This is a genomic window from Marinomonas vulgaris (assembly GCF_018145875.1).
Classification (GTDB): Bacteria; Pseudomonadota; Gammaproteobacteria; order Pseudomonadales; family Marinomonadaceae; genus Marinomonas; species Marinomonas vulgaris.
Genome location: NZ_JAGSSV010000002.1, coordinates 25,299 through 46,385, shown reverse-complemented (window position 1 = coordinate 46,385; position 21,087 = coordinate 25,299). Strand labels below are relative to the sequence as shown.

The 21,087-nt window shown below is 43.4% G+C and carries 16 protein-coding genes; 9 read left to right on the top strand and 7 right to left on the bottom strand.

Features of this window, described 5'->3' with window-relative positions; all coding sequences use genetic code 11:
* The first annotated feature begins 29 nt into the window (after positions 1-29).
* From J9B83_RS02495 to J9B83_RS02480, 4 genes are all read left to right on the top strand, one after another.
* Entirely contained in the window at positions 30-734 is a 705-nt protein-coding gene (locus tag J9B83_RS02495) for a pseudouridine synthase (protein ID WP_211535151.1), read from the top strand.
* Positions 735-987: 253 nt separating this feature from the next.
* Complete coding sequence (locus J9B83_RS02490) at positions 988-1,983, top strand: ABC transporter substrate-binding protein (protein ID WP_211535150.1); 996 nt, start codon at positions 988-990, stop codon at positions 1,981-1,983.
* Between the two features lie 5 nt (positions 1,984-1,988).
* The gene (locus tag J9B83_RS02485) at positions 1,989-2,798 is read left to right on the top strand and encodes an ABC transporter ATP-binding protein (protein ID WP_211535149.1); all 810 of its coding nucleotides are present in this window, start codon (positions 1,989-1,991) and stop codon (positions 2,796-2,798) included.
* Complete coding sequence (locus J9B83_RS02480; RefSeq protein WP_211535148.1) at positions 2,776-3,567, top strand: ABC transporter permease; 792 nt, start codon at positions 2,776-2,778, stop codon at positions 3,565-3,567. Before J9B83_RS02485 ends, J9B83_RS02480 begins: the two co-directional genes overlap by 23 nt.
* 109 nt (positions 3,568-3,676) lie before the next feature.
* Here the strand turns inward: J9B83_RS02480 and uraD are convergent, their stop codons facing one another.
* Positions 3,677-4,198, bottom strand: a complete 522-nt coding sequence (uraD, locus tag J9B83_RS02475) for a 2-oxo-4-hydroxy-4-carboxy-5-ureidoimidazoline decarboxylase (RefSeq protein WP_211535147.1) — start codon at positions 4,196-4,198, stop codon at positions 3,677-3,679.
* A 167-nt stretch (positions 4,199-4,365) separates the two neighbouring features.
* On the opposite strand from uraD, the gene uraH reads away from it, so the two are divergent.
* Positions 4,366-4,743 (top strand): hydroxyisourate hydrolase, encoded by a 378-nt coding sequence (gene uraH, locus J9B83_RS02470; RefSeq protein WP_211535146.1) that lies wholly within the window; start codon positions 4,366-4,368, stop codon positions 4,741-4,743.
* Positions 4,744-5,023: 280 nt separating this feature from the next.
* Positions 5,024-6,190 (top strand): FAD-dependent urate hydroxylase HpxO, encoded by a 1,167-nt coding sequence (gene hpxO / locus J9B83_RS02465; RefSeq protein ID WP_211535145.1) that lies wholly within the window; start codon positions 5,024-5,026, stop codon positions 6,188-6,190.
* Between the two features lie 126 nt (positions 6,191-6,316).
* Here the strand turns inward: hpxO and J9B83_RS02460 are convergent, their stop codons facing one another.
* Together J9B83_RS02460 and J9B83_RS02455 are read right to left on the bottom strand one after the other, a co-directional pair.
* Positions 6,317-7,261 carry a GGDEF domain-containing response regulator gene (locus J9B83_RS02460; protein ID WP_236037073.1) on the bottom strand — a complete coding sequence of 315 codons (945 nt, stop codon included), beginning with the start codon at positions 7,259-7,261 and terminating at the stop codon, positions 6,317-6,319.
* Positions 7,262-7,271: 10 nt separating this feature from the next.
* Positions 7,272-10,772 carry a hybrid sensor histidine kinase/response regulator gene (locus J9B83_RS02455; protein ID WP_211535144.1) on the bottom strand — a complete coding sequence of 1,167 codons (3,501 nt, stop codon included), beginning with the start codon at positions 10,770-10,772 and terminating at the stop codon, positions 7,272-7,274.
* A gap of 33 nt (positions 10,773-10,805) precedes the next feature.
* Between J9B83_RS02455 and J9B83_RS02450 the strand changes: the two genes are divergently transcribed.
* Positions 10,806-11,780 carry an IS5 family transposase gene (locus J9B83_RS02450; protein WP_211535143.1) on the top strand — a complete coding sequence of 325 codons (975 nt, stop codon included), beginning with the start codon at positions 10,806-10,808 and terminating at the stop codon, positions 11,778-11,780.
* Between the two features lie 119 nt (positions 11,781-11,899).
* Here the strand turns inward: J9B83_RS02450 and J9B83_RS02445 are convergent, their stop codons facing one another.
* The 4 genes from J9B83_RS02445 to J9B83_RS02430 form a co-directional block, all read right to left on the bottom strand.
* Complete coding sequence (locus tag J9B83_RS02445) at positions 11,900-13,261, bottom strand: CHASE domain-containing protein (protein ID WP_211535142.1); 1,362 nt, start codon at positions 13,259-13,261, stop codon at positions 11,900-11,902.
* Positions 13,262-13,521: 260 nt separating this feature from the next.
* The gene (locus J9B83_RS02440) at positions 13,522-14,583 is read right to left on the bottom strand and encodes a response regulator (RefSeq protein WP_211535141.1); all 1,062 of its coding nucleotides are present in this window, start codon (positions 14,581-14,583) and stop codon (positions 13,522-13,524) included.
* Positions 14,576-18,394 (bottom strand): response regulator, encoded by a 3,819-nt coding sequence (locus tag J9B83_RS02435; RefSeq protein WP_211535140.1) that lies wholly within the window; start codon positions 18,392-18,394, stop codon positions 14,576-14,578. Before J9B83_RS02435 ends, J9B83_RS02440 begins: the two co-directional genes overlap by 8 nt.
* 60 nt (positions 18,395-18,454) lie before the next feature.
* Positions 18,455-19,240 carry a substrate-binding domain-containing protein gene (locus J9B83_RS02430; protein ID WP_211535139.1) on the bottom strand — a complete coding sequence of 262 codons (786 nt, stop codon included), beginning with the start codon at positions 19,238-19,240 and terminating at the stop codon, positions 18,455-18,457.
* Positions 19,241-19,461: 221 nt separating this feature from the next.
* Between J9B83_RS02430 and J9B83_RS02425 the strand changes: the two genes are divergently transcribed.
* Together J9B83_RS02425 and J9B83_RS02420 are read left to right on the top strand one after the other, a co-directional pair.
* Positions 19,462-20,844 carry a ferredoxin reductase family protein gene (locus tag J9B83_RS02425; RefSeq protein WP_211535138.1) on the top strand — a complete coding sequence of 461 codons (1,383 nt, stop codon included), beginning with the start codon at positions 19,462-19,464 and terminating at the stop codon, positions 20,842-20,844.
* Positions 20,845-20,867: 23 nt separating this feature from the next.
* On the top strand, positions 20,868-21,083 hold the full coding sequence (locus tag J9B83_RS02420; RefSeq protein WP_211535137.1) for a 4Fe-4S dicluster domain-containing protein: 216 nt from the start codon (positions 20,868-20,870) through the stop codon (positions 21,081-21,083).
* Positions 21,084-21,087: the final 4 nt, after the last annotated feature.

The following is a 21,087-nucleotide window of genomic DNA, read 5'->3' as shown; positions in this document are numbered from 1 at the left end:
AAAATCATTTACACTAAGACCCATATGCCATGCGCCTTGATAAATATGTGTGCAAAAGCACAGACCTCAGTAAATTAGACGCTGCCGCCTGTATTCTGGCAGGACAGATTTCTGTCAACGGCGTTATCGTCACCGAAGCTGCCACCCAAGTTCATGAAAACAACACCATCGAATGGGGTGAACGGCGCTTGGTCGCACGGCCATTTCGTTACATTATGCTGCATAAGCCAGCAAATACTGTTTGCTCAAACAAAGACGAAGTTTATCCGTCTGTTTTTCGTGATCAGGGAATCGAAAAAACCGAAGAGCTGCATATTGCAGGCCGTTTAGATGCAGACACCACAGGCTTGGTGCTGATCACCGACGATGGCCGTTGGTCATTCAACCTGACTCAACCGAGCAACGACTGTCACAAGGTATACCGCGTGACCTTGTCGAGACCGTTAACCGAAGCACGTGGACACGACATCACCGAACTTTTCTCAGCAGGCATTCAGCTGCAAGGGGAAGCCGCCATCACTCGCCCCGCTCAGTTAGACATTCTCACGCCTACCAACGTTCGACTCACCATCACAGAAGGTCGATTTCATCAGGTAAAACGCATGTTTGCGGCGGTGGGAAATCGCGTCATCGGCTTACACCGAGAACAAATTGGACAGGTTAAGCTGGATATAAAACAAGGCCAATGGCGACATTTAACAGCCGACGAAATACGCTCTTTTGAGAAAATGTAAAAACCACTCTCCCCCCTTAAATCACTAAAACGCACCAATAGCGATCAAGCATCAGCACCATTAATGAGCAGACTACTTTTTACGACTTTTTCTTGCCCAGCCACCAAAACGTTAAATAATAAGTATTTTTCTATATATTTCAGTCAGTTGAAAAAATAACAGCCTCTGAAACAATTATGGAACACTTGTTGCTAAATAGATCATAATTGAAACAAAAGAATCTACCCCGACCTCTATTACCTGGAGCAGACTTATGAAAACAGCACTAAAAACCACGTTTCGTTTATCTTTATTAGCCGGTGTCATTTCCAGTGCTTCTGTTATGGCCGCCGACAAGGTGACTTTTCAATTAGATTGGTTACCTGGTGGTGATAAAGCCCCTGTTTATGTCGGTATTCAACAAGGCTTTTTTGCTGATGAAGATTTAGAGGTAAAAATTGCCAGCGGACGAGGCTCTACCGATGCATTAACTAAAATGGCAACAGGTCAGTCTGACATAGGTACATCAGATGTTGGTGCTCTCATGGCGGCAAGAGCACAAGACAATGTTCCAGTCGTGGCTGTCCTTCCTTACTTTACTCAAGCACCTCATGCATTTTTCACACTTGAAAACAGTGGTATTAAATCCATTAAAGATCTGAAGGGTAAAAAAGTGGCGACGTCACCTTTTACTTCATCAAATGCCTTTTTACCATTGGTTCTCAAACAAAACGGTTTAACCGAAGACGACATTCAGTTAGTTAAATCTGACCCTGGCGCTTTATCCCCAATGATGATTACCGGCAACACAGACGCCATCATCGCCTGGGTAACCAACACGGCTTTATTTGAGTCTCAAGCCGCTGGTGCAGGCAAAGAAATTATCGAAATGCCGTGGTCAAACTCTGGTCTATCACTTTACAGCTCGTCTCTATTAGCCTCTGAGAAATTCTTGGAAGAGCGCCCTAATGTTGCAAAACGCTTCATAAAGGCATTCGCTAAATCAATTGAGTTCTCTTACAAATACCCAGAAAAAGCCGGTATCGACCTTCATGAAATGGTGCCAGAAGTGGATGCTGATATTGTTGCTGCTCAGTTAAAAAGCATCTACAACTTGGTTTACAACGACGTGACAGAAAAAGATGGCATGGGCAAATTTGACCCAGAACGTATCCAGCAAACATGGGAATACGTTGCTGAAGCAAACGGTCTATCTGAGACTTCATTAGACCCTCAAACTTCTGTCAATACAGCCTTCATTCCGGAGTAATTCAGATGGAAAACAAGCCTCTTGAGAGCGAAAGCTCAACAGGTGCAGCTTATGTCAGCATGAAAGGTGTGGGTCACAAATATGACCCACGCCCAGATGCGGCAATGGCTGTGCAAGATATTGATCTTGATATTCACAGACATGAGTTTGTGTCTGTGGTGGGACCGTCTGGTTGTGGTAAATCCACTCTATTGCGTATGGTTGCAGGCTTACTCATTCCTTCACATGGAGAAGTATCGGTTTTCAACCGACCCGTAACAGAACCTCGTGACGACGTGGGCATTGTGTTTCAAAAAGCCAATTTATTGCCTTGGCTAACAGTACGAAAAAATGTCCTTTTCCCACTCAAACACAAATATGGCAGTTACAGTGCATCTGACGAAAAAAGAGCAAACGAGCTATTAGAAATGGCTGGGCTAACTCAGTTCGCCGATAAAATGCCAGAAGAATTATCTGGTGGTATGCAGCAACGTGTTGGTATCGTTCGAGCCCTGCTACTCAATCCAGACATTTTATTGATGGATGAGCCTTTCTCGGCATTGGACGCGCTCACCCGTGAACAAATTGGTTTTGACTTGCTGGATATTTGGAAAGCTCAACCTAAAACCGTTTTATTTATAACCCACTCTATTTCAGAGGCTGTCCTTCTATCTGACCGAATATTGGTGATGAGTAAACGCCCTGGCACGGTTCTGGATTTGATTGAGGTTGATTTACCCCGTCCACGCTCACAGCAGACCATTAACTCGGCACGCTTTGCTGAATTAACTGATTTAATCCGAGGATATATTTATGAACCAAACACTCCCACTTAAGTCTTGGTTAAAATATCAGGTAAACCGTTTTGCACCTGCCTTGTTTTTTATCGGCTTGGTTATTCTATGGGAAATCATCTGCGTAGTTGGCAAGGTACCTAATTACATTTTGCCTTCCCCTTCTGCCATTGTGACGGCTTTCTTCAATGTGGAATTTTCCCGTTGGATGACGCACCTTTGGGCCACATTACGAGTGGCTTTGATGGGCTTTGCTTTGTCAATCGCTATTGCCTTGCCTTTGTCTATTGGCATGATGCGTTCAGAATTGATGAATCGCATACTCTACCCTGCTTTGATTGTGATCCAGTCAACACCTGTGGTAGCGGTTGCGCCTTTAATCATTGTGCTGCTGGGCACTGACGACCCATCTCGCGTTCTGATTACTTGTTTAATTACTTTCTTTCCATTGGTGGTTTCCACCACAACCGGCATGTTGGAAACACCGCCTGAAATGATCGAGTTAAGCCAATCTTTACGTGCCCCACGTTATCGTGAAACCTGGCAAATTCGTATCCCCTACGCGATTCCACACATTTTCAGTGGCCTGCGTGTTTCCATCACGTTGGCGATTATTGGTGCTGTCGTGGCAGAGTTTGTGGCTGCTGAAGAAGGCTTGGGGTATTTCATCCAATTCTCTACGTCTTTCTTTAAAATCCCACAAGCTTTCGCAGGCTTAATTTTCTTATCCATTATCAGTTTACTTCTGTTCAAGTCCGTTCAATGGATTCAAATGTGGCTCTTCCCATGGAGCCTACCTAAGAAAAAATGATCGATAAATAATGATTCTTACCGGAATAGAAGCAGTCAGGCCCACGGTAATTCGTGGGTCGGGGCATTGCTCCATAAACACCTCACCCAAATAAGCTCTCGATAACTGGCTATAAATCCGCTAAACGAAAACCTGCGATCTTATGTACTTCGCTCATGGCTCGGTCAAATTCTGTTTGCCAGTCATTGGGCGTTCTTTCTTTAAATCCCGCTAGAATTTGTGCTTTGGTCGCGCCCTTGACTGCCATAATAAAGGGAAAACCAAATTTTTCATGGTAATCGTTATTGAGTTGCAAAAAGTGCGCAAGCTCCTCTTCTGAGCACTGATCTAGCCCCGCGCCGGCTTGTTCCGATGTTGATTCCATGGTGAGTGTACCCGCCACAGCGGCTTTACCCGCTAAATCTGGATGGGCACGCAGTAGAAGCAATTTTTGTTCGTCTGTGCTTTGCTCTACGATATTGCGCATAGCAGCTTGTATGGTCGCCATATCTTTAAAATAGCCACTTGGATGCTCAGCTTTCTGACGCCATAATGCCTCTGCAACCCAATCAGAATGTTCATAAATACGGCCAAACAAGGAAATAAAATCCGCTTCATTAAAGTGGTCGAACATGGCTAGTGGGTCGTGCATAAAAGGCTCCAAAGTCAAAGACGCAAGGCAGATGTGGCGTCGGATGTGTTTTTTTGTTTATCCATACCATTTTATTCATCCATGCGGATAAATGCCATACAGAAACATATGGCACAGTTATTGAAACATATGAAACAAAATTCTCAAACCAAATCAGAGGCAAAACCATGGGCTATTTGACCACACATATTTTAGACACCACCAAAGGCATTGCGGCAGCGGGTGTTCAAATTCATCTTTTCAAACACCACAGTGACGGTCAAAGAGAGTGTATTCACAGCACCTTGTCCAACGATGATGGACGCTGCGATCAGCCGTTGCTGCAAGCTGACAGTTTTGTCGCTGGGGTATACGAGCTGGAATTTGAGATTAACGAATACTTTGCTAAAAGTAAGACATCGACGCAAAGTGCACATCAAGAGGCCTCCACCCCAGATTTCTTAAACACAGTGGTCATTCGCTTTGGCATCAGTGACGAAGACGCTCACTATCACATTCCACTATTGGTTTCCCCGTTTGCTTACAGTACTTATCGAGGCAGCTAGTCACTCGGTACACTATCAAAACGCACCAAAACATTTCATTACGCACTAAAAAAACTCACTTTATCCATCTGTTTGCTTAGAAGCTCTCTTATTTACGCTTCTAAGCAAATACGGCGACAATTCTACACACCTCTAAAACAAAGGTTTCATCATATATTTTATGGGTTCATTTGTTTCATGGCACGCTAATTGCGATTACTAGCCTATCTAACGTCCTAATTTAACAGCGAACCAGAGCTTTCACATCACTCTGGTCGCAATGAACAAAAGAGGAAATCGAATGAAAGCATTAATAATTGGCGCTGGTATTGGTGGTATGTCTGCAGCTGCTGCGTTAAAGCAGCAAGGTATTGAGTGTGATATTTTTGAAGCAGTAAAGGAAATCCGGCCAGTAGGCGCGGCGTTGTCTATTTGGTCAAATGGTGTGAAATGCATGAATCACCTTGGCATGGGCAGCATTATGGACGCGCTTGGTGGCCCTATGCACAACATGGCTTACCATGATGGCATAACAGGATCGGTGATGACGCAATTTAGCTTGGCACCACTAGTAGACGCTGTGGGTGAGCGCCCTTGCCCGGTATCGCGTGCCGATTTGCAAAGCCAAATGATCGACTGGTGGGGGCGTGACCTCATTCAGTTTGGTAAACGTATTGAACGCGTTGAGCAGACAGACAATGGCGTAACCGCTTTTTTTGATGACGGCACTCAGGCCAGCGGCGACTTTATGATTGCCGCCGATGGCACCCACTCCGCGGTTCGTACTCAAGTTCTTGGTTATCACACGGAGCGCCGCTACGCGGATTATGTAAACTGGAATGGTCTGGTTGATATTGACGAGGACATCGCCCCTGGCGACCAATGGACCACGTTTGTGGGCGAAGGGAAGCGTGTTTCTATTATGCCGATCGCTGAAGGTCGCTTTTACTTCTTCTTCGACGTGCCATTGCCAAAAGGCCTGAAAGAAGATCGAAGCACCTTAATCGATGACCTCACAGATTACTTTTCAGGCTGGGCAGCGCCAGTCCAAACGCTTATTAAAGCCATTAATCCTGAAACAACAAACCGCATCGAAATCCATGACATCGAGCCTTTTGACACCTTGGTTAAAGACAAAATTGCTTTGTTGGGGGATGCGGCTCACAGCACCACTCCCGACATTGGCCAAGGCGGCTGTTCTGCGCTAGAAGATGCCGTGGTATTAGGCCAGTGTTTTGCCCATCACGAGTACACCTTGTCGGGGGTGACCGCTGCGCTAAAAGAGTATGAAGCCGAACGACGCTTTCGCGTCAAAGATTTGGTACTCAAAGCGCGTAAACGCTGCGATGTAACCCACGGCAAAGATATGGCAGAAACTGAGGCTTGGTACGATGAGCTAAAAAAAGAAACCGGTGAAAACATCATCGCAGGCTTACGAACAACCATTCTAGGCGGCCCTTTAGCCTAACAATAAACTTTAGCCGAGTAGTTGAACTGATAGCAAAAAGCACAAGTTTATTCATAAGAAACAAACTTGTGCTTTTTAATCACCTGTGCTGTTTTGATAATGTGAACTGCATAAATAAAATAGCGGCTAAGAGTTTTCCTCGTTAAGATCAGTAAAAGCCGTTATACGGTTACGACCATTGCGTTTAGATTGATACAAGGCCTTATCTGCTTCTTTAACAATTAACCAATCGTCTGAGCTAACCATGGTTTCAGTGACAGGATCTAGTACTTTGTACCCAATGGAAACCGTCACCCTATCGTGAACTGTGTCTGGAGCATGCTGAATATTCAATGCTTGAATACTTTCCAGCAAACCAGTCAATAAAAGCTTGGCCCCTACATTGTCGGTATTTGGTAAGAGTAAGGCAAACTCTTCCCCACCATATCGAGCCGCTAAGTCGGACGGTCTTTTCGCGCACTCAATCAAAGACAAGGCAATCTGCTTAATACATTCATCCCCTTCAATATGACCAAAGTGATCATTGTATTTTTTAAACTCATCAATGTCTAAAATCACCACTGTCAGTGGTTCTTGTTCACGTCGAGCACGTTTGGACTCTATAATTAACTGCTCGTCAAAAGTTCGACGATTATAGAGAGTGGTCATGCTATCGGTATGCGCCAGTTTCTCAAGCAAAGAAATAGCGCGATGATAATCAAGGTGCGTTTGTACTCGTGCTGCAACGACCCTTGGTTGCAAAGGCTTACCAATGTAATCCGCCGCCCCCACGTCAAACACCTTCTCTTCAAAGCCCATTTCTGTATGACTGGTGATGAACAAAATCGGTATATTTTCTGTTTCCGGGTTGTTTTTCAACATGGTACAGACTTCTAATCCGCGAACATCTGGCAATTCCACATCAAGTAGAATCAGGTCTGGGTACGATTCTTCTATCATATTGAAGGCTTGTTTTGCATCCGTGGCAAAACGAATACGGCCGACGTTTTTTAACGCCTTATTCAGCGCTACTATCACGGCGGTGTCGTCATCAATGATTAAAATATCAGCCAATTCATTGTCTATTCTCATCTTTTTACCACTATGCATTTTTAATAGAGTTTATTAGAGGTTCTAGCATCACAATCGCTTCCTTGTATTGCAGGCGCATTAAAAGCCCTTGAAAAGTCTGGAATGTATCTTCGCCTAACGCCTGCTGTAAAGCGGCGCTGTGTTCCTCTACGGCTTCTAAGGCATCCAAATCCTGCTCTTCTAAAAGCAGTAACAGACGCTCAATCATCGCCTGATCAATGCTTTGCACAGGCTCGTTTGCCGCGAACATATTGATATTTCGCTTATCTTGCTTGAAGTCTTCTAATGTCTGTGCACTTGCCTGATAAAGCTCTTGCAGCGCTAAAGACAGAGCAATCATTACATCCTTAGCTGACTCATCATCGGTTCGTAAAATACGTTCTGCCTCGGCAGCTAGCTGCTGAATTTCTTCCGCACCCACCATGCCCGACACACTTCTAAGCTTATGAACTTGCGCCGCTAACTGCAAACGTAAGTCGATGAAAGCAGCTGCATCAATGTCTTCTTGTGGCGACGTTAATAAATTGCCATGCTCTAAAAATAAGGTATTCAGCGTATTCAAAAACAAGTCTTTATCACTCATAAGAATGCTTTTTGACTTTGTCGAATTGAGCCCCATAATCGATGGCCAGTCGTCTTGTTCCACTAAAGGTGCATCGGCAGGCTCAATGGGGATCTCTTTACCGCGGAAATTTTCTACAACACGGCGCAGCACATTGATCAATCTGGAAACATCAATCGGCTTGGTTAAAAAGTCATCCATACCCGCTTCCAATGCGCGATTCTTTTCTTCTAACAGAGCTCCAGCGGTTAAGGCGATCACAGGAAGCGCCACTAACCCCAGTACATTACGAATACGTCGCGTGGTTTCGAGTCCGTCAATACCGGGCATTTGCACATCCATTAAGACAGCATCGTACCCATCAGGAGATTCTTTTAATAGCGCCAAGGCTCCTTCACCACTGTTTGAGGTTTGAACAATAGCGCCATTGTGTTCCAGAATATGACTGACAACAATCAGGTTATTTGAGCTATCGTCCACCACTAAGACTCGAATACCGGGTAACCATTTCGCTCCCACGGCTTCAGCGTTAGTAGACTGCAAAACGCGGCTGGCGTTGCCAGTGTTAAATGTCACCACATCATTCACCGCATTAAATAAAGCAGAAGCATTGACGGGTTTCATTAAGAAATTATTCACCAGATCTTCTTCGTTGCCACCGGTGATGCTTTCTTTGTCGTGGGAAGACACCATCAGAACCGCAGGAAGCTTATCGCGCCCAATGTGGCTTTCTAGTGTGTGAATCGCATTCATACCGTCCATTATCGGCATTTGCCAATCAACAATGATAGCGTCAGGTGAGCGCAGATGGTTGTCGATTCGAGCCAAGAAAGTTTTTACCAGCTCAGCACCATTACTAACTACTTCAGAGCGCCAACCAAGCGCTCGTGTCATTTGTTGTAATAAACGCGCGTCGGTTGGGTTATCTTCTGCAATGAGCACAAACAACATTTGATTTTGATTTTCATGTTGCGCAACTTCGGCCATAGTTTGCACATGAAAAGGTAGGTCAATGCAGAACTGACTGCCTACGCTTTCGGCGCTTTCTACTTTTATAGTACCAGACATAAGATTGACTAACTGATGCACAATAGACAAACCTAAACCGGTTCCACCGAAGCGTCTAGTGGTGCTCGAATCAGCTTGAGTAAAAGGCTTAAATAATCGCGATTGTGCTTCTTTTGATAAACCAATCCCCGTATCACTGACCAGTAAACGAACCACTACATTTTCTGCACTTGTCTTATCCGTTTTAGCAGAATCCAATAACACACTCGCCCTGACCGACACTTTACCTATGCTGGTAAATTTAAGTGCATTACTGAGTAAGTTGGTCAGAATTTGACGCAAACGCACGCTGTCGGTCACTACCCAAACGGGTAAGTTCGGTGCCATTTCCAATTCGAACTCTAGGTTTTTCCCTTCCGCTTGAATGGCAAACACACTGGTCACTTCTTCAAAGAGCTCTCGTAATTCAACCGCTTGCTCTTCCAACTCCATTTCATTAGCTTCTATCTTCGACAAATCCAAAACGTTGTTAACAATGCCAAGTAAGGACTTGCCCGAAATTTGGATTTTGCTGACCAATTGCAGCTGTGCCGTTGTAAGGTTCTCTTCGGCTAACAAATACCCCAAACCTATGATGGCGTTTAACGGCGTGCGTATTTCGTGACTCGTATTGGCTAAAAAAGCACTTTTGGCTTCTGTCGCCATTTCGGCATCTCTTAGTGCTTTACGCAGTTTTTCCTCAGTAATGAGGCGTTCACTAATGTCTCGAATCGACACGGACATTTGTATTTTATCGTCCAAGTTGACAGTATTAACATTCATCTCTACTGGGAACTCTTTGCCATCAGCACGTAAGGCAAAAACCTCTTCTTGAGTGCCAATTAATACTGCATGATGAGTAACATCCGTCGCATTATCGATTAACCCACTAACATGATAAAAATATTGCGGGATTAATTTTTGAATCGGATTTTGCTCTAAGTGAACACGCTCATAACCAAACATTTGTTCCGCTTGAGCGTTTATCAGCTGAATAATACCGGCATCATCTATTACAAAGGTCGCATCTGGCGCCGACTCCAATAGCGCCTTAAAACGCACAGTTTCTTTACTACGCTGTGCTTCTATTTGTAAATTCCATTCATCGCGCTGACGGATTTTCTCAGACAGCCACACTCGATATTGAATCGAAATAATGATGACACCAAATAACAAAAGTACTGCTAATATGCCAATCGACTGAAAGAGAACAATATTAGTTAAAGCTATTAATGGTGTTGATATATAAACCGAAAGAGCTCTGTCTTCTTTGTTATCATCCAGCCAGAATTGCCCTTGGCTGACGATCACATCACCCGTTTGGCCAATAAAACGATCTAAATCGTAATGCTCTAACATCATCCAAGCTGACGTAAGTTGGAACTCATCTTGCCAGCGATTTGAATAACCATATTCAAAAGTAAATGTTCTAGAAGAGTTGGGGTGATGCAAAAAGTCCCCCTCTTTATTGGTGATATACAAATTAGCTCGATCGACAGTCTTGTCCGAAGACAATGTCAGTAATCGATCGGCACTGACATTTACAATGACAATACCAAACGGACTGCCGTCTTCATAAAAAAGCGGCGTAGAAAAACGCCAAACAGGGCGACCTGGTTGCTCGATTTTACCAAACTCCCGATTCAGATTAATGTCGGATTCGTACACCTTACCTTCACCTACATCAAGCGTGGCATTGATATAAGGCTCGTTTTCTTTTGATTGCAAAGCTGCACGAGCAATGACATTAAGATCATTCCCTTGGCGCTGTACCTTAACTCGCTCTTGCCAACCATTACTGGCTTCGATAAAGCGAACTTGGTGTACATCGGGTACAGACAGCATATATGCCTTAAAAACATCAGCAATTCGTTCGGGAAGATGCGAATAAGTCCCGTGCATGAGACAATTCATTTTTAACCTTCGAGCCTGACCATGTCACATCAACTCACTTTTGCCGACAGCGAATTCAACAACAAACGTCGTAAAACACGTAAAGAGATTTTCTTGGCTCGAATGGATGTGCTGATGCCGTGGAATCAGCTTGAAGCCGTTATTGAGCCTTTTTACCCCAAAGCAGGAAAAGGAAGAAGACCGTATCCGTTATCCACCATGTTTCGCATTCACTGTATGCAGCATTGGTACAACATGAGCGACCCTGCTATGGAAGACGCGCTTTATGAAATCACGTCCATGCGTTTGTTTGCTGGATTGTCGCTGGACAGTGCTATCCCGGACCACACAACCATCATGAATTTTAGGCACTTACTGGAAAAGTATAAGCTCTCCCGTCAGCTGTTCAAAGAGGTCAATAAGTGGTTGTCTAGCGCTGGGATTTATCTAAAAGAAGGCACAATTGTCGACGCCACCATTATTGAAGCGGCCAGTTCAACCAAGAACAAAGCGAAAGCACGCGATCCCGAAATGCACCAGACTCAAAAAGGTAAGCAGTGGTTTTTCGGTTTAAAAGCTCATATTGGTGTAGACGCGAGAACAGGCCTGACGCACAGTTTAAGTACAACAGCCGCCAACGTACATGACATCACAGAGACAGAAAACCTGCTTCATGGTGAGGAACGCTTTATCTCGGCGGATTCAGGTTATCGAGGTGCACAAAAACGAGAGGAATTAAAAGACATCGAGGCGGATTGGCTGATTGCAGAAATGCCAAGTAAGGTGCGTCTTCTCAAGAGACACCCGAGAATCAACAAGCAACCAATCCGAACAGAATACCTCAAAGCCAGTATCCGAGCAAAAGTAGAGCACCCGTTTCGGATCATAAAGCGTCAGTTTGGTTTTAGGAAAGTCGTCTATCGCGGCTTAGAGAAAAATGATAACAAACTGGCGATGCTGTTTGCCTTATCTAATGTGTTTAGAGTTGACCAGATGATACGGGCGGCAAGGGGTTAATCCGTTAAAAATCCACTAAACAAGGCTAAATAAGCTTGTTTAGTGGTGAAAAGCATCAAAACAGGTGGAATCCTGTGCTTTTTTATTTGGAAAAGAGAAGTTGAGTGTTTTGCAACTTCTTAATCGTAGTTTCCTTCGCTCCACTCGTTGTAAACCTGGTCTCGATTAATCGACTGCATACTTTTGTCCACTTGAGTCTCAATTCTCAAGATAGGCGATGTGTTGGCTAGAAATAAAGTATCACGGCGATATTGCGCGGCTTCTTGGCTGATATTTTCAATCGTTGTTTCTTTTATTACTGACAGCTCGTTGCTTACTCGCTTCAAATTACTTTGTAAAATAAGCCAGGTCGCGATGAAGAGTACCACCAGTAAAATCAATACTGTATACGGCCAGGAGCGATTGAACCTAGTACTGGTGAAGAATGTCATAACACTCTTAATGCCCACTTGGTGGATATCTATCTCTTGTTCTTTTATCGAACGACTGGTTCGCAGAAGATTTACCGCCAACATAGCAAAAAGCGTCAACAACAAGCCTATCGCCACCACCCAGCCGACATCCCAAAATCGTATACGCTCCGTTGACTGAAGAGTAGGAATCAGCTCAAGCTCCCATTGCTGACCCAATATAAAAATAGAACGAACAACTTTTTTCTCGTCATCTAAAGCCAACAGCTCTCTATCATGAGCTCGGTAAAACGGCTCACCTTCTTTTGTGTTGGTTAAGCTAATGGCTGCTTGATCCGTCAGTTCTCCAAGATTAGCCAGCACATCATCGATCACTAAAGGCGCATATGCCCAGCCTACTAAGGCGTCTTCTCGTTCCTCACTGGTATTTAGTACCTTACCATCGGTGTAAATTGGATAAAGTATCAAAGCCCCTTTTCGAGCTTTTTTATTTGCTTGAACCAGGGTGATAGGTTGAGTGAGATAGGTTTTGTCTTCTCTCGCTGCAGACATAGCGGCCAATCGTCGGTTGGCCTCAGACCCTACGTCTAACCCGAGAGCTTGGCTATTTTTAACAAATGGGTAAATATACTGAATGATAAATCGATCTTGATCGTGCTCCGCTAAGGCACGAACGGTAAAATCAGGCACACCATCTTTACGAATACGCGCCACAAAACTGGCTTCTTGATCTACAGGAACACGGCGAATAAAACCAAATCCCAATGCACCGGGAAAGGCGCCTTCAATATCACGACTGTTACTGTAACGCTCAAATTGTTGCCGTGTAATATCATCGACTCCCGCCGCAACAATGGCACCGCGAGTGGCTCGTAATCCATATTCAAACTGTTGAAAACGTTCTTCAATTAGGGTTTCTGTTCTATCCGCCAAAGTGCTGCTGTAAACCTGCACCTTGTGTTCATCTTGAAAATAAGCAAACAAAGCAACACACAAAGTAATCAGGCTACCCAGCAACAATACAACAAGCCATAACCAACCACCAAACTGCTCTAATCTTTTATTATTCATCCGCGTGTTTATGCCTCATCTGCAACATTAAATGTGTAGAAAATTAGTACAAAATTATCCTCTTGATTAGATGGTAGAGGATAATCAGCAGAATTGGCATGATTGGTTTGTAACGAAACGATATGAAGCGGTAACGTAAGGCTACATTATGATTGAAAACAAGAGAAGAATGATCGAAATGCTTGAAAGTGACGCTTGTTAGGTCTAGATCATTCTGCTGATAACCTATTTCTTTTCGAGATAAAAGTTTTTACTAACATTTAAAGACGATCCGTATCTTCGCTTTTACGATCCCATTTATCTTTAATAGCAATAATTTCTTCTTTTATCTCTATAAAAGCCGTCACTAGATTTGGATCAAAGTGAGTGCCGGAGCCTTCAATAATAGTGTCGATGGCTTTTTGTATTGGCCATTCTTCTTTGTAAGGTCGCTTCATGGTAAGCGCATCGAATACATCGGCGATGGCAACAATACGAGCAGATTCAGGGATGGCCGTTTGGCTGATTCCATTTGGGTAACCCGTTCCATCCCAACGTTCGTGATGGTTTAGCGCTATCTCTGCTGCCAATGTAAACACTGGCGAGTGACTTTTGCTCAATATTTGATAACCGATTGTGCTGTGGGTTTTCATTATTTCCCACTCTTCTTTGGTCAATTTTCTGGGTGCTTTGAGTACCGCATCAGAAATACCAATTTTACCTGTGTCATGCATGGGAGCAGCCAATTCAAGCAAGGCGGCATCGTCAACATGCCAATTAGCTTTACGCGCTAACGCCGCCGCATACGCCGCCATCCGCCAAATATGGACCCCCGTATCGGTATCGTTATAGTGACCGGCATCACCTAACATAAAGATCGCCGCACGATTTGATTCTTCCAGCTCCTTGGTACGGCTCATTACTTCTTGTTCACAAGCCAATCTTTGATCCTGCATTGCTAGGTGGTTTCTCACCCGTGCGCGCGTTATGGATGCCTTGATCGGTTTGGTGATGTAATCGACGACGCCAAGGTTCAAACCAAATTCTTCGTCCTCTGCTTCTGCCATAGCGGTGACAAAAATCACTGGGATTTTGACGGTTTTTGGGTTGGATTTCAGTCGTCGACAAACTTCATAACCATCCATTTCTGGCATCATTATGTCTAATAAAATGATATCGGGCTGTTTGCTTTCAGCGATTTTCAGCGCTGTCATACCGTTAGTGGCAGCACGAATTTGATACTCACCGGCTAACACACCTCTTAACACGTCAATATTTTCAGGCGTATCGTCAACAATTAATACACTTTGTTTTGCTGGGGTAATGTCCGCTTTATTAGGCATGTTTTATTCCTTTTAATACGCTGAGTGCTTTTTCAAAATCGTATTGACCCAATGCTTTTGCAATGTCTTCTAACTTTCCTTTTGTGACCGAATCAAAAGAAGCGTTAAGGATGTCTTCCAACACATCTTCTGCGTCGCTATCGAACTCTTCAAGTAAAGATTCCAATATAGCCAACTTACTCTCAAGCTCTTCCTCAGACAAAGTAACAATATCACCTGTAGTGTTATCTTCTTTTCGAACCTCATCAAAAGAAGAAATCTCATGTTGGATGGCTTCTATCGCCATGGCTAATTCATGTTCGAGCTCGTCTTTTAACGCTGACTCTAGTGATCCTGACCCCATTGCTACTTCACAACGTTTCGCCACATTGGCAAGAGGTTCAGCGCCAATCGTTGCCGCAATGCCCTTTAAGGTATGAAATAACCGTGTTGCGGTAGCACTGTCCTGATTTTCCAACGCTTGATTGATGTCCTCTATACCATTACCTTCATGCTCAATGAACTTCACCAGCAATTTATTGTAGCTTTCTTGCCCTATTCCCATACGAGACAAGGCTTTTTGACTGTCTAGTACCAAATTATTAGCAAACTGAGTGGACGCAGTAAAAACCTGCACAGTAGCCGGTTTTTGAATGATCCACTTACTAAGTGTTGCGAGCATAAGCTTTACGTCAATGGGTTTAGGAATATGGTCATTCATACCACATTCCATCATATGAGCCACTTCATCGTGCATGGCGTTGGCGGTCATGGCAATAATGGGCAAGTCCTTGTAGATGTCCTGCTCACGTATTTTTTTCGTGGCAGTGTATCCATCCATGATTGGCATTTGACAGTCCATCAGCACGCAATCGAAGTCTTTGGTCGTTATTTTTTGCAACGCTTCTAGACCATTCTCGGCAATGGTCACTTCTATTCCGTAACTAGACAACAACTCAGACGCGACTTCTTGGTTAAAGGCGTTATCTTCTACCAACAACGCTTTCTTGCCTTCAAGATGATGGGGTTCCAGCTCACTTTCATTGCCTTTCTTTTGTGATCCAGACAAACCTTCGATACTCATGCCTAGCGCCAAGCGCATACTGATTAGCAAAGCACACGGGGTAATTGGCTTGGTTAATATTTGGAATACTTGGTGGTTCGCTTCTTTGAGCGCTCTATCAAGCTCAGCATTACCGTACGCCGTCATCATCACTATTGGCGGTAGTTGATCATACTTATCAGCGGCAATGTCATCTAGAAGTTCAACGCCATTTTTATCTGGCAATTGCCAATCTAATAACACCACATCGTACTGTTTAATTTTATCGCTGTGATTGATAAGCTCGAGCAGCTCCGTACCGTTTTTCAACGTATCGGCTGCTAAATTATAATTCGACAGCATCGAGGTGAAGATCTCACGTGCATTCTCGTTATCATCAACCACCAATACTCGTGAACCGGATAAATTTCGAAGTTCATCGAAGTCACAAGACCACACCGGTTTTTTCTTACAAATATCAAAACATGCGGTGAAGTGAAAAGTACTACCTACGTGGATCTCGCTGTCCATCCAGATTTTACCTTTCATCAGGGCCACTAAGCGCTTGCTGATTGAAAGACCCAGCCCTGTGCCACCAAATTTACGTGTCGTAGACACATCGGCTTGTTGGAATGGCATAAACAGGCTTTGCTTTTGCTCTTCCGTCACGCCAATACCAGTGTCCTTAATGGAAAATTTCAACTCAACTGCATTGTCTGAAGAAGAAACCACCTGCACAGACACGATAATTTCACCCTTTTCGGTGAACTTAATCGCATTATTACAAAGGTTTAATAGCACTTGATTCAAACGTGTCGGATCACCAATCAACCAATTTGGAATCTGACTGTCGATATCAAACAGCAACTCCAAACCTTTTTCTTCCGCTTTAATACTGGTCACGCTGGCTAAGTCGGTAAACAACTCATAGATGAAAAACTCAGATTTTTCCAATTCCAATTTACCGGCTTCCACTTTGGACAAATCCAGAATGTCGTTAATGATTCTTAACAAAGATTCTGCCGAGCGGTTAATTTTATCGACATAATTACGCTGTTTATCGTTGAGGTTTGACTGCAAAGCCAAATACGACATACCAATGATGGCATTCATTGGTGTTCTGATCTCATGACTCATGTTTGCCAAGAAATGACTTTTGGAACGGTTGGCCTCTTCTGCTTGTATTTTGGCATCTTGAAGGTCTTCTTCAATTTCCTTGCGCAAAGAAATATCCTGAAATACAGCCACATAGCCGTCAAATTTACCATCGTTTATAATGGGCACGGCGGTTACTGAGACAGGAAAGCCTCTGCCCGATTTTGTATGGAACCACTCATCTTCTGAAACATATTGTTTATGTTCACGCATGCTTTTTACGATAGGACAATGATCACCAAAAACGAATTGCCCTTCTTTGTCGTGTTGATGAATAAGATCGTGCATGTTTTGACCAAAGACGTCTTCAGCTTGATATTCCACCAGCTCCAGTGCTTTAGGATTAATATAAATGCAATTACCGTCCTTGTTTACCGCGTAAACACCTTCTCCCATAGTATTTGTTAAGTTCTGAAGAAAACGATTGTTCTCTTGAATCGTACCTTCCATCTCTTTGCGAGAGGTCACATCGGTTCGAATAGCAAAATATTGAAAAGGCTTACCTGCATGGTCTAGCAAAGGCACAATCGTCGCCGAAAGCCAGCTAAAAGTGCCATCTTTATTACGGTTCTTGAGCTCTCCTCGCCATACTTTACTGGCCGCTACCGTATCCCATAACTCTTTATAATAAGAATCGGGATGCTCTCCAGACTTGAAAATAGAGTGATTCTTACCCAATAACTCACTGCGACTGTAACCTGTTATTTCGCAAAACTTATCATTGGCGTACACAATCGCGCCGTCTATGTCGGTGGCTGATACAATGGCGTGCTGATCCAAAGCAAACTTTTGAAATTCTAGATTTTTCGCTAATTCTTGTAGGCGATATTGAGAGGTTTGTAACTGACGTAGGATTCGAAAGCTAATCAAGAACACAATACCAACAATAAAAATAGACAACCAGATTTGCAGTGTATTGTAATCAGCTCGTTTTTCTTCGACATTTTTCTCTAATTTATCAACTTCTTTTTGGCTTTGATAAAAAAGTACATTCGCGTTCTCCATGGCTCGAACAAACAACTGAGGCAAGGTTATTAAGTAGATTTTCACCTTATCAATAGACGCTGAATAGTCATCCACATTACCAGCTTCTCTTAATGCTTCTCGCTCAGCGAGCAATGCCAACAAATGATCGCTTTCTTTTTCGATTTCAAGCAGTTTGGGTTTCAGATCAATCACTTCTAAAATGTATTTATCATCCCCTACCTGACGAGTATAGGTAAAATTACGTCTCATCAATTCTTGGCTTTCGATATTTAAGCGCGTATCACGCTTTATGGTACCGCCATTTTCAAGTACTTCTAAAATTTCGTTTAGATCATCTAGGCTGGTTTGCAACTGCCTTCGAATGTAATTCTGACCTCTGACGTTTGACGTTGTCGCAATCTGATAAAAAGAAGATTCTATTTTCTTCAAATCAAAAACAATTAACTCACCAATACTTAAACGTGTTTTCTCATTTACAATGTCTTTATTTAGCTGCTCGTTAATATCATCAAATAAAATATTAATTAGAAAAACAGCGATAAAACCAACTAAGTAAATAACCGCTTGAATGTAAATCCAAAAAGGACGAACTCCTTGTGTAGAGGCAATATCTTCGTGTAACTTTTTAGACAAAAGTGCATTTTTCATCGATTAACCAGCATTGTTAAATGAGTAAAGTAACGTGTTGTTTGGGCTCGTCGTTGGCGTTTAAAGCTCTATGTCTGCCGCACCTAGAAAACCGTAGTCACGAAAGATTTTCTGCCCTCTTTCCGATTTGGCAACATCAAGAAAATACTGGCTGATTTCAGGGTATTTAGAAAAAGTAAGCGTGTTTAAAATAAGGGCTTTGGGCGTTGCCTCTTTAATAGAAAGGTCAACAATGTCCATGTAGGCCCTGTTCTCGTCAAAAAATGCCGTGGCGCGCCAATTAATAATCACATCAGCCTCACCATCTCTGAGAGCTTTATTAAGATTTCGTGAGTCCGTTGTCACAAACACCGAACTTTCAAGCACCTTGGTGTAGTTACCGTGCCGATCAAGAATCAGCTTAGTTTCACGACCTATGCTACCTGTGGTTGCATTGCCTATAATCGCTGCCACGTCTTTTCGTAACAGCTCGTCTATGTTTGGCTTAATACCTTTAGGATTACCTTTTTGCACGATTAAAGCAGCTTGGTTGTACCCCACCAACACGTAATCACCAAATAGACCTTCGTCTAAATGTCGTTCCCGATAAGAAGCCGAACCAGGTAAATACAAGTCTCCCTTCCGGCTACTCGATAAACTCTTGTAAAGATCTTCAGAACCACCTTGGCTAATCAGTATTTTGACGCCTTTTTCTTTTTCAACAAGGGCTGCAATGTCTTTTATCGGGTGAGCCATGGTAATGCCGCAGTACACCAGTAACTCAGGAACATTTTCTACTTTGTCTGTGGAGTCATCACAAGAGACTAAAAAAGGAATAAGGGCAAAAACACAGAGCATTCGTTTCATTAAACGTCCTACTGATACAGCGAAATAATTAAAAAACCATAATAGCATGCAAAAAAGCTAATACTCCATGTCACGACCCCTTATAAAAAGAAGGTTTTTGTAAACGAAAAGGAGCAACACCCTGATCCATGATGTTTATCAACACTCCCTCCATCATTTACTCAAAGTTCGTTGCTAATATGCCATGAAATTAAAAGACAATTGCTTTAGGTCGACAGTTTATGACAACACGCACTTCGCTGGTGGCAAAGCCAAAACAAAGACGCTCGTTATACTTAGGCGAGAGAGGAAAACTATTGTTAGGGTACACAGCAATAATGCTGATTCCTTTTCTCGCCACCTATGCCCTCGATATGCAGTTGAAAACCACCTACGCCTTTGCTCTTTCAGCGATGAATACCTTGGCTATGATGATGTTTTACCTACAATTTCCGTTGGGAAGTCGTCTGAAGAAAATAGCTTGGTTCGCCAATATCGATTGGAATATGACACATCATAAAAAGGTCGGTCAGTGGCTAGGACTGATCTTCTTTTTGCATCCTATTTTGATTTTGGCGCCGCGTTTTTCGATGTCTTGGGGCGATGGCATAACCAGCGTGATCACCACAGTGACAGCATCGAATATGTTAATTGGGGTGATTGCTTGGGTGTCTATGGTGGTGTGGATTCTGTTATCCATTTTTAAACAACGTCTGCCGATTCGTTATGAAACCTGGCGTCTGACTCATATGATGGGCTTTGTCACCATTATTGTATTGGCTACTGTTCACATCACCAACATTGGCCAACACGGTCAATACGCACCTTGGTTTAATGTCATTTGGTGGGGGCTGTGCTCTTTTTCAGTAATGATGGTGCTGTTCAATTACTTTGTTAAACCCATTTTGTTAAAACGCCAACCTTTTGAATTAACCGAGGTCACTCAGGTGAGCAGCCGTGATTGGCAAGTAACGCTCAAAACCAACAACGACGCTTTTGACTTTGAGCCCGGCCAGTTTGTGTGGTTTAACACGACGGCCCCAGGTGGCTTAAAAAACGCCGCCAAAGAGCACCCTTTTTCTATTGCCTCTAGCCGTTCAAGCTTGCCTAATCTATCTTTTTTAATTCGCAATTTAGGCGATTACACCAGCCAATTAGGCACACTTAAGATCGGACAAAACGTGTATGTGGATGGCCCTTACGGATCAATGAGCTTGCATGACAGTGCAAAAGCCAAAGCCATTTTATTGATTGCAGGCGGTGCCGGCATTGGCCCTATGTTATCTCTATTACGAGGCTTAGCCGATCAAAATGACACTCGACCTATTCGATTAATTTACGGCAATAACCAGTTGGATCAAATGGTACTCCAAGAAGATATTCTGCAACTGGAAACCACCATGGCAAATTTTAAACAGCAATTAGTGAGCTTAGACAAAGGTAAAAACGCTTACCAAGGTGTCATCGATCAAACCATTATTTCACGTCTTATAGAACCCCATCCAACCGCCGATTGGAGCGTGTACCTGTGTGGGCCGCAACCTATGGTTGAAGGGGTTCAAGGCAGCTTGAAAAAGCTCAGCATCGCTAATAGACACATTCACTTTGAACACCTATCGTTTTAACGACAAGGTAAGAGGAAACTAAGATGCCAATTAATGAAATTGCCGGCTGCATAGGCTGCGAAACCTGTGTCAAAGCGTGCCCGACAGATGTGATTCAAATGGATCTTAATCAAGGTAAAGCCTACATTGCCTACCCTGAAGATTGTCAGATATGTCACCTATGTCGCCTGTATTGTCCTGTTGACGCCATTAGTATCACACCCGAAAAATCCATTCCCGTTGTGGTATCTTGGAGGTAATGGC